Source organism: Vicinamibacteria bacterium, assembly GCA_035620555.1.
In the GTDB taxonomy this organism is placed as follows: Bacteria; Acidobacteriota; Vicinamibacteria; order Marinacidobacterales; family SMYC01; genus DASPGQ01.
Map to the genome: position 1 here is coordinate 1 of DASPGQ010000231.1, position 9,025 is coordinate 9,025.

At 61.1% G+C, this 9,025-nt stretch carries 10 protein-coding genes; 6 read left to right on the top strand and 4 right to left on the bottom strand.

The features are described from left to right. The first annotated feature begins 257 nt into the window (after positions 1-257). Positions 258-641 carry a hypothetical protein gene (locus VEK15_09800; GenBank protein ID HXV60974.1) on the top strand — a complete coding sequence of 128 codons (384 nt, stop codon included), beginning with the start codon at positions 258-260 and terminating at the stop codon, positions 639-641. Positions 642-917: 276 nt separating this feature from the next. Here VEK15_09800 and VEK15_09805 read toward each other — a convergent pair whose 3' ends face one another. Beyond that, entirely contained in the window at positions 918-1,535 is a 618-nt protein-coding gene (locus VEK15_09805; GenBank protein ID HXV60975.1) for a hypothetical protein, read from the bottom strand. A 151-nt stretch (positions 1,536-1,686) separates the two neighbouring features. On the opposite strand from VEK15_09805, the gene VEK15_09810 reads away from it, so the two are divergent. The 5 genes from VEK15_09810 to VEK15_09830 are packed head-to-tail and all read left to right on the top strand — an operon-like array spanning position 1,687 to position 7,028. Then, a complete protein-coding gene (locus VEK15_09810) occupies positions 1,687-2,316 on the top strand; it encodes a (2Fe-2S)-binding protein (protein ID HXV60976.1) in 630 nt (209 codons plus the stop codon). Position 2,317: 1 nt separating this feature from the next. Then, positions 2,318-4,720: a xanthine dehydrogenase family protein molybdopterin-binding subunit gene (locus VEK15_09815; protein HXV60977.1), complete on the top strand. Its 2,403-nt coding sequence runs from the start codon at positions 2,318-2,320 to the stop codon at positions 4,718-4,720. A gap of 18 nt (positions 4,721-4,738) precedes the next feature. Beyond that, entirely contained in the window at positions 4,739-5,740 is a 1,002-nt protein-coding gene (locus VEK15_09820) for a xanthine dehydrogenase family protein subunit M (GenBank protein HXV60978.1), read from the top strand. A gap of 1 nt (position 5,741) precedes the next feature. Next, positions 5,742-6,566, top strand: coding sequence for a cytochrome b/b6 domain-containing protein (locus VEK15_09825; protein HXV60979.1), 825 nt, complete (start codon positions 5,742-5,744; stop codon positions 6,564-6,566). Positions 6,567-6,620: 54 nt separating this feature from the next. Then, positions 6,621-7,028, top strand: coding sequence for a hypothetical protein (locus VEK15_09830; protein ID HXV60980.1), 408 nt, complete (start codon positions 6,621-6,623; stop codon positions 7,026-7,028). Positions 7,029-7,103: 75 nt separating this feature from the next. On the opposite strand, the gene VEK15_09835 is transcribed toward VEK15_09830, so the two are convergent. The 3 genes from VEK15_09835 to VEK15_09845 form a co-directional block, all read right to left on the bottom strand. Further along, the gene (locus VEK15_09835; GenBank protein HXV60981.1) at positions 7,104-7,592 is read right to left on the bottom strand and encodes a DUF3703 domain-containing protein; all 489 of its coding nucleotides are present in this window, start codon (positions 7,590-7,592) and stop codon (positions 7,104-7,106) included. Positions 7,593-8,248: 656 nt separating this feature from the next. After that, positions 8,249-8,584 carry a DUF86 domain-containing protein gene (locus VEK15_09840; GenBank protein ID HXV60982.1) on the bottom strand — a complete coding sequence of 112 codons (336 nt, stop codon included), beginning with the start codon at positions 8,582-8,584 and terminating at the stop codon, positions 8,249-8,251. Continuing rightward, positions 8,565-8,882 carry a nucleotidyltransferase family protein gene (locus VEK15_09845; protein HXV60983.1) on the bottom strand — a complete coding sequence of 106 codons (318 nt, stop codon included), beginning with the start codon at positions 8,880-8,882 and terminating at the stop codon, positions 8,565-8,567. Before VEK15_09845 ends, VEK15_09840 begins: the two co-directional genes overlap by 20 nt. Between the last annotated feature and the right edge of the window lie 143 nt (positions 8,883-9,025).

The following is a 9,025-nucleotide window of genomic DNA, read 5'->3' on the forward strand; positions in this document are numbered from 1 at the left end:
CCCAGAACGACGCGAATCACATCCATACCGTCTGGCGCGATCTGGAAGGGGATTTCGGGGGTGTGGATCCTTTGACGGATCACTATGCCCGAAGCTCCCATCATCGCCATCTTCACGTCTCGGTGAGCGCCGAACCGTCCACTCCAGATGACAGGCGCACGGAGCCCACGCGCCGTTAATCGACGATTCTGCCTACAGTTACAACCCCTACCCGTCTGGCACGAAGGCTGCTATGTCTCCGTCTCGTGGAGGAAAACATGAGCGGAAACACCAAATGGCTGCTTCTTGCTTCCCTGATTGCCGTGGTCGGGCTCGGCTGCGCGCAGAAAACCGTCAACGACGTCCTCGCCGATCCGTCTCGCTACGCTCGGAAGGACATCTCCCTCGAGGGCCAGGTCGTCGAGAGCTTCTCGGTCGCCGGCCACGGCTTCTATCGAATCGAGGACCCGACGGGTCGGCTGTGGGTTTTTTCGAATCGAGGGGTTCCGCGAAAAGGCGCTCAGGTCCGTGTGAAAGGAAGAATCCACGACGGCTTCGATCTGACGTCCCTCGAAGGATTCGTCAAGCTGCCCGAGCCGATCAAGGAGCGCATCGAGACCGGCCTGCTGATGGTCGAGTCCTCCCACAAAGCCGCGGGCTGATTCCAGAAAAGAAACGAAGGGGCGCAACGGCGCAAAGGGCGCGGAGATCGTGAGGAGGGTCGCTCGTTCGCGATCCTTCCTTTGCGGCTCCCGAACTTGGCGCCTTTGCGTTTTCTGGCGACCTCCTAGGGTGCTCAATGCCGTGGCGGGACCCGTAATCGATCGTGCCGCCACGGCTCGGGCTGCTTACGGCGCGGCAAGCGCGCCGGGCTCGCTCCGCTCGCGCAGGGTGTGAGTTTTTAATCACCCTGCTAATGTTGTCTGAAGTCTCCGTCGCTAAAATCGAAATCCGAGGCCAAAGGAAACCTCGACGTTGTGGATCCGGGCATCGCTGTCGGCAAGGCCGATGAGCCCACCGACGAAACCGAGACCGAAGTCACCTAGACCGAAAGTCGTGACGTGGTCGCGTACGTCGAAACGAAGCCCAACCCTGGCCACGTTGAACAAGACACCCCCGCCGAAGTTGTAGCCGAACTTGCTCTTGTCGAGACTCGCGAAGTCCCCGATGTTGAAGTCGAGATAATGGAGCCCGAAGCCACCGGTCACGAACGGAGCGACTGGGCCCGGCAAGACGATGACCAGCAGGTTGGCCTCGGCATAAAAGATGTTGGTCGTCACTTCGGGCGCGCCCCCGAGAACGTCCCCCGTCAGGTTCGCTCGGCTGTAGGCGATGGTCCCTTCGAAGCCGAATGGAAAGCCATAGCTCCCGACCCGCGCGCCGAAGATTGGGCTATTCTCGAAGGCGGTCTCCAGATCGAAATTCGAGTCGCTCAGGACGGTGATGTTGCCTCCCGTGCTCGCCCCTCCGAAGACGAAAAGCGCGGCATCGGCCCGAACCTCCGCAGCGGTCGCGAGTATGAACACCGAGGTCGCTACCAAACCCAGCCTTCGCATCGGTTCTCCTTTGACGCCTGGAAGAGCCTATCACCTCACGCCTCCGGTAATGAGCAGATGTTTGCACACTCCCCTGAATCTGTGATATTTCCACTCGGGGACGTGGACCGGGAGGGCCCGACCCATGCAAAAAAACGAGGTGAGTCTTCCGATGGCACAACGAGACATACCCGAAACGATCGAACATAATTTCACGAGACGCAGCTTCATCAAAGGGGTGATCGCAGGAGGGGCGGCAACATACTCCGCGGGATACCTGTTTCGAGGAGGCGCGCTCTCCGCGCAAACAAGCGCTCCGGGATCGGTCGAGCGCCTGATTACTCTGAGAGTCAATGGCCAGGAGCGGCGGGTGGACGTCCTCAAACAGGAGACGCTCGCGATGACGCTCCGTTACAAACTGGGTCTGACCGGCACGAAACTCGGCTGCGACCGCGCCGAGTGTGGTAGCTGCACCGTGCTCATCGATGGCGTCACTCACTATTCGTGCTCGGTTCTCACCCATTCCGTACGTGGCAAGGAGATCACGACGATCGAAGGTCTCCAGGCGGAGGACGGAACGCTGCACCCCGTCCAGCAAGCCGTCGTCGATGGCGCCGGCTTCCAATGTGCGTTCTGCGCACCGGGCTTCATCATGAGCATGGTGGCGATGGTCGAATCGAACTCGCACCCCACACGTGCCGAAGCCGCGCAGGCGCTATCGGGGAACCTCTGCCGGTGCTGTGACTACAACAAAATTCTGGACTGCGCCATGAGCGCGGCGGAATACTCGCGGAGGAGCTAAGGTGGCTGAAAAGCTTTTTGGAACCGATTACGCGCCGCCGGATCTCGTTGCGAAAGTGACGGGAAGGGCCAAATATGCGGAAGACTTCCGGGCCGACGGCATGCTCTTCGCCAAGTTGTTTCTGAGCCCCATGCCTCACGCCCGGGTAAGAAACATCGACACGCGAGCCGCTCTCGCGATGGAGGGAGTCGAGGCGATCCTCACCGCCGATGATCTCCCCGCCTCGGACAATCCCCTCGACGAGCGGGCGCTGACGAACGAACCCCTCTATCAGGGCGAGCCCATCCTCGCCGTGGCCGCCGTCGACGAAGCCACGGCGGCTGCGGCGATCGAGAAGATCAAGGTGGACCTCGAACCTCTTCCATTCGTCATCGATCCTCTCGAAAGCCTTCGGCCCGGAGGGCCGAACGCGAGAGTCGGCGGCAACACGATGAAGGAGCGCACCGACCTCGTCGAGCTCAAGTGGACCGAGGCCGACTTTCGTGATGCCGGCGAGCAACTCCCCATGGGTCAGCCCGAAGAAGAATGGGAAGTCGGGGACGTCGAGAAAGGCCTGGCGGAGGCGGACTACGTCATCGACGAGACCCTCTTCCACCAGTCCCAGACGCATCACCCACTCGAGCCGAGAAGCTGCATGGCCTACTGGCAAAACGACAAGCTCTACATCCACCCGTCGACCCAGAGCACGCAGCGCACCGCTCCGGTCGCCGCCCGGATGGTCGGCGTCGATCCGAGTCAGGTGGTCCTGATCGCGGAATATTGCGGCGGAGGTTTCGGGAGCAAGATCGCCGGCACGATCAACATGGCCATTCCCGCACTGCTCTCGAAGAAGCTCAACGGACGCCCGGTGATGCACCGCGTGAGCCGTGCGGAGGAGAACGCCTTCGGCCGCGCTCGTCCAGGCTTTCAGGGACGCGTCAAGATGGGCTTCAAGAACGACGGCCGGGTGACGGCCATCGACCTCTACATCGTGCAGGACAACGGGCCCTACGGCCGGCAAGGCGACATGGGCTCGGCGAGCCGTTGCGCGTCGATCTACTACACCCCGGCGAACATGCGCTTTCGCGGAGTGAGCGTCCTCACCAACACACCTCCGCGAGCGGCACAGCGAGCCCCCGGTGGGGTCCAGATCACCGCGATGCTAGAGCCTCTCATCGACAAGGCGGCGAAGCACCTCAACATCGATCGCATCGCCATCCGTAAACTGAATGCTCCCGACAACAACTCGCTCTACGGCTCCAACCAGCACGGCCTGACATCCGCCTACGTGCGTGAGGCGTTCGACAAGGCCGCCGAGATAGTGAACTGGGACGAGTACAAGCAGCAGAGCGGCCAGGTCCATGGCACCAAGGTGACGGGAATCGGCGTGGCGCTCTCGACCTACGTCGCCGGAAGCCGCGGCTTCGACGGACTACTGGTCATCAAGCCGGACGGCAAGCTCTACGTTCACCAGGGAATCGGAAACCTCGGAACGCACTCGTTCTCCGACACGGCGCGAGTGGCGTCGGACGTCCTCGGTATGCCGTGGGAGAGCACCGTGGTTCTCTGGGGAGACACCTCCAAGCACCTTCCCTACTCGAGCGTCCAGGCGGGAAGCCAGACGACGCACGCTCATACGCGAACCAACCACGCGGCGGCGATGGATCTGAAGCGCAAGCTCCAGGAGATCGCGGCCCAGGATCTCGGGGGCTCACCCGAGGGCTACGAGGTCGGTGACGGGCGGGTCTTCGCAAAATCCAACCCGGGTCGGGGAATGAGCTTGGCGCGAGCTGCCGAACGTGCCATCGAGCTCGGTGGGCGGTTCGACGGCCACGAAGTCGCCGAAGACCTCAACGAAGTAACCAAGGTTTCCGTCGCGGCTCTCGCGGGACAGGGAGTCCTCGGGGCCGCCAAGGACAACTACGGCGGCGAGGGAGACCTGTGGTCGTTCGTCGTCGGCATCGCCAAGGTCGAAGTGGATCGCGAGACCGGCGTCGTCGCCATCACGGACTATGCCGCGGTGAGCGACGTGGGCAATGTCATGAACCCCCGGGGCCTGAACGCCCAGGTCCATGGTGGCTCGGTGCAGGGGTTCGGTCTCGCAATGAGTCAGAAGTGGATCTACGATCCGAGATGGGGGGTCACCTCGACCCACCGCCTGTATACGGCAAAGCCGCCCAGTATCCTCGACGTCCCGCTCCAGATGAAAGCGGGCTCGGTCGAGATCCCGGATCCTCAAACGCCCATCGGAGCCAAGGGAATCGGCGAAGCGCCTTTCGGTGCCGGTTGCGCCGCGGTGCTCTGTGCGATCCAGGACGCCATCGGCGAGCTCGACCTGAAGCGCTCGCCGGTGATGACCGATCTCATTCTCAACCAGCTCGAGCACCGGGCTCAGCCTTTCAAGGTCCTCGCGACCCACGTGTAAGGTTCAAGGAGAACGATCATGGCCGTGATTCACGATACGATCCAAGCCTTCGAGCTCTTCCAGCCGTCGAGTATCGAGGATGCTTTGGCGCTCAAACGCCGTTACGGCAAGACCTCCTGGACGTTCGCGGGCGGGCTCGACAGCCTCGACTGGTTCAAAGACCGGATCAAGCGCCCCGAGGCGGTGATCGACCTCGGATCCATCGAAGAGCTGAAAGGGATTCGCTCGACGGACGATGGCATCGAGATTGGCGCGTTGACGACGCTCACCGAGATCGTCAATAACGCCGACATCCGCGAGCGATTCTCGCTGCTGAGCGACGCCGCGGCAAAGGTCGCGACCCCCCAAATCCGAAATCAGGGCACGATCGGTGGAAACCTCGCGCAGGACACCCGCTGCTGGTATTACCGAGGCGGCTGGCCGTGCTATCGAGCGGGCGGCAACATCTGTTACGCCGATACGCCGACCTCGATCAATCGCGAGCATGCCCTGTTCGAGGCCAACCGCTGCGTAGCGGTGAACGTGTCGGATACCGCGCCGGCGCTCATCGCCCTCGACGCCAAGATCGTCATTCGTGACTCGAGCGGGGAGCGAGTCGTCGATGCCGAGGATTTCTTCATGGTTCCGGCGATCGACATCCGTCGGATGACGATTCTCGAGCCCGGGGACCTCCTCACTGCGATCCGCATCCCCAACACCTGGGCGGGAGCCGCGTTCTACTTCGAGAAGGTCCGGGATCGCCAGGCGTGGGATTTCGCGCTGGTGGCCGTTGCCGCGGCGATGAAGCTCTCCGGCACTACGATCGACGACGTTCGCCTCGTGGTGAACTCGGTCGGACCGAGGCCGCTTCGGTTGACGGACGTCGAGCGCCAGCTCAAAGGCCAGCCTCACAGCGAAGACGTCGCCGCCGACGCCGGCGAGCTCGCGTTGTTGGGCGCTCGCCCGTTACAGCACAACGCCTTCAAGATCCCCCTGATGCGAAACCTCGTCAGACGGGCGATTCGAGACGTGGAGGCTTAGGATGAGTTTCTTTCAGTGGGAGCTCAATCCGTGGGGTCAGGAGGTCCTCACCCGGATTTCCTGGGATCTCTTCTGGCTTTCGGTCGTCCTCGGTGCACTCTTCATCATCGGGCATCTCGCCTATCGCGCGCGGCACAAGCCTGCCAAGGCGGCGGCAGGGACGGGCGGGTCAGCGACCACCGGAGTGCCCGACAAGGTGGAGAGACACTCGCTGGCGTCGCGGCTCTTTCACTGGGTCATGGCCGTAACCGTGTTCGTGCTGCTGGTGACCGGGTTCTTTCCCGTTCTCGGAATCCAATTCAACTGGGTCCTGATCCACTGGGTGGCCGGGATCGCCTTCATCGGCTCGGTCCTGTTCCACATCATCCACGCCTCGTTCTGGATGAACCTGCGTGACATCTGGGTGAGCGCGGCGGACTGGCGGGAGTTTCAACAGGAGATCCGGCACGCCCTCGGCAAGGGAGAGCCGCCGCCCAAACCGGGGAAGTATCCCGTGGATCATCGCCTCTTCCACCATATGACGGTCCTCACCGGCTTCGGTGTCATGCTGACCGGGTTGTTCATGATGGTGCGAATCGAGACGCCTTTCTTCGCGAGAAACCCCTATTTGTTCTCGGATGGCACCTGGGGATTCATCTACGTCGTTCATGGGCTTTCCGCCGTGGGGCTCGTCGGCATGATCATGGCCCACATCTACTTCGCGGTTCTGCCGGAGAAACGCTGGCTCACCATCGGCATGATCGCCGGCTGGATCAGCAAGGAGGACTTCCTCGCGAATCATGATCCGAAACGCTGGGCGGTAAACAAGAAGGCCGAGCAAGGTTAAAGCTACCCCCTCTCCGTGCTGCGAGCGTGGAGAGGGGATTTTTCTGTCTCATCCATGTCCCTCGAAGAGCTCAAACGACGCATCGACGTCATCGAAGAGGCTTACGAGTTCATGCTGGCCTACGCCGCACAGGGGCTCGAGGGCGACGAGGCGTCGAAATCGGGCGGCCAGCTCAGGGACTTCCTCGCCAAGAGCGACCATGCCATGGACGGGCTCGCCGCCGTTTTTCGTCGAGTAGTGGCGAGCCAAGGGCTCGAGCCGGGAAGCAGCTTCGATGGCTTCATCGATGTCCTCGAGCAAGACGCCTCCAGAGCTCGGGCAGCCGTCAGACTCACGCTCGACCAACCTTCGATCAGCTCCCAGCTCGTCGACAACCTCAACGCCTCGATCCATGTGAGAACACTCCTGACCGACATCTTTCTCGTCGACGAGATCATCAAGAAGAGGCTCGCGGGAAAATAGATCATCGCGCGATCCATCTTGTCGTCAAGAACCAGTCCTGATCCTCGAAGCCCGTTTCTGTGCTCCGAACCTTAGCTACGCGCCCGGGTTTGGTGGAAGGCTATCAATAATATTCTGCAATTCGGGCTCGATAGGCATGCGCTTGAACATGCTAATGTCGGTGCCCCCCGTATTGCCTACCGGGACAACCCCCACCGCCGAACCGAGCATACCCAAAACAATGCGTACGATTTGCCCCAAGGCGGCGGTGACCCGCCTTCTCCGAACCTCGACCGTAAGCATCAACCAGTGCGATATCGCATGGGGTACGACGAAGGCCTGACCGATGATGTGGGCACGCTCGAGGTGAGAAAAGCTAGCCTCGAGTTCGCCTTTAGCGATGAGTTCCTTGGCCAGGGCGATCTCGTTGGCGAAGGCGACGTTTTGAACAGGATTCATAAATTGCTCTCCATTGCTCACGTTCACGAAAACTCTGAACCCATGAGAGGGCTTCGTCAGCTTGATCCCCTTGTTATCCGGTTGAAATGGCACGCTTCCCGCCGCGCCGAACAGCAGACGCGTCACGTAGCGCAATTAGCCTTCGCGCACAGTCTTCTGGCCGACGAACCGCTGGCAAGGTTGTCGCCCATCCGTATCCTGCAACGTTGAGATCCCCTACGTTCCAGAGCTGCCCCAATAGCGGGCGCGTAACTTGAACGTCACGCACTTCCGAAATGGGCAAAGATTCGTAGAGGTTGCCCAAAACGCCACGCCTAACGACGAGTGACCCTCCCTTCACGAATGTACGGTGGTGCCAAAGCTCCACCGTCACCGCCAGTACGACCGGCACCAGAAGGATGAGTGAACTGGCGAACGCTTGATAGCTACCGATGGTCTGCAGAGCGAGCAGGAGCGCCATACCCGTGATTAACCCCACCAAAGCTGAGCGCCACGGGGCGATCTGAAGACCGACTGCGCAAGCATAGAAACTACCCAGTCCGTTGAAGAGCACCGCCAACAGCAAGGCCTGGCGAACCTCCAATACGATGTTGGGCTCCGTACCCCCGGACGTCACGACCCTGCGCCTAAACTCGTGCACTGCATCTGGGCCACGGCCTTATAACGTCGTGGATGAGTGGCGTGGCCAAGCCTGACGTTGTGGCACGGCCCGACACGGAGGATACGCATTCTCATTCGGCGTTCAACGTTCCCGAAGAGGCCACGTCCACTCGATCCGCTAGTTATGACTCCAGAATCGATGAGACCTGGCCGCGGAGTTCCGGAACCCGATTCTGGATCACGTCCCAGACCAGTTCGTAGTCTACGCCGAAGTAGTCGTGAATCAAGCGATCACGCATACCGGCCATGACGCGCCATTCGACGCCTGGGTATTGCGAGCGAAACTCCTCGGGGACCTTCTTTGCCGCTTCGCCAATGATCTCTAGACTTCGGACAAATGCACCTTGGAGCGTGCCGTTCGCCGTGAACTCTTCCAGGGTCAACGCACCGCTCTCTCCAATGAGGTCGTCCACCTCCACCAAGATGTGGCGAAGGTAGTCACGCGGCTCGAAGGACATCCTGCGCTTCGGCCAAGATGCGCGGCCCCAAGAACGGAGAAAGCGCTTCCGTGGTAACAAGTTCCACTCGCCGGCCAAGGCGCGCTTCGAGGAGCTCACACAGTGCGAGGAAATGGTCGAACGTTTTAGCGCCTGGAAGGAAGTGCACGAGGAGGTCGACGTCACTATCCGGCCGGGCCTCATCACGCAGGACCGAGCCAAAAAGTGCGAGCCGCTCCACACCGAGAGCACGGATCTCCGGCGCTGATGCGACCAGACGTTCAATCGCCTGTTCCCGCGTAAGGGGCGCGATGTCCATTAAAACCACTGTAACGTTAATCTGGCTCGTAAGCCAAGCGGACAGTAGGCATAACGTTGAGTTGAGTGGCGTGGCCAGCCCTTTCGTAACGGCAAGACCTGACACGGAGGCGACGCCCTCTCATCACGGCTTCAGTTCTCACG

Coding starts and splice junctions, on each gene's coding strand:
- VEK15_09800 (HXV60974.1), top strand. CDS start 258: ATGAGCGGAAACACCAAATGGCTGCTTCTTGCTTCCCTGATTGCCGTG.
- VEK15_09805 (HXV60975.1), bottom strand. CDS start 1,535: ATGCGAAGGCTGGGTTTGGTAGCGACCTCGGTGTTCATACTCGCGACC.
- VEK15_09810 (HXV60976.1), top strand. CDS start 1,687: ATGGCACAACGAGACATACCCGAAACGATCGAACATAATTTCACGAGA.
- VEK15_09820 (HXV60978.1), top strand. CDS start 4,739: ATGGCCGTGATTCACGATACGATCCAAGCCTTCGAGCTCTTCCAGCCG.
- VEK15_09825 (HXV60979.1), top strand. CDS start 5,742: ATGAGTTTCTTTCAGTGGGAGCTCAATCCGTGGGGTCAGGAGGTCCTC.
- VEK15_09830 (HXV60980.1), top strand. CDS start 6,621: ATGTCCCTCGAAGAGCTCAAACGACGCATCGACGTCATCGAAGAGGCT.
- VEK15_09840 (HXV60982.1), bottom strand. CDS start 8,584: ATGTCCTTCGAGCCGCGTGACTACCTTCGCCACATCTTGGTGGAGGTG.
- VEK15_09845 (HXV60983.1), bottom strand. CDS start 8,882: ATGGACATCGCGCCCCTTACGCGGGAACAGGCGATTGAACGTCTGGTC.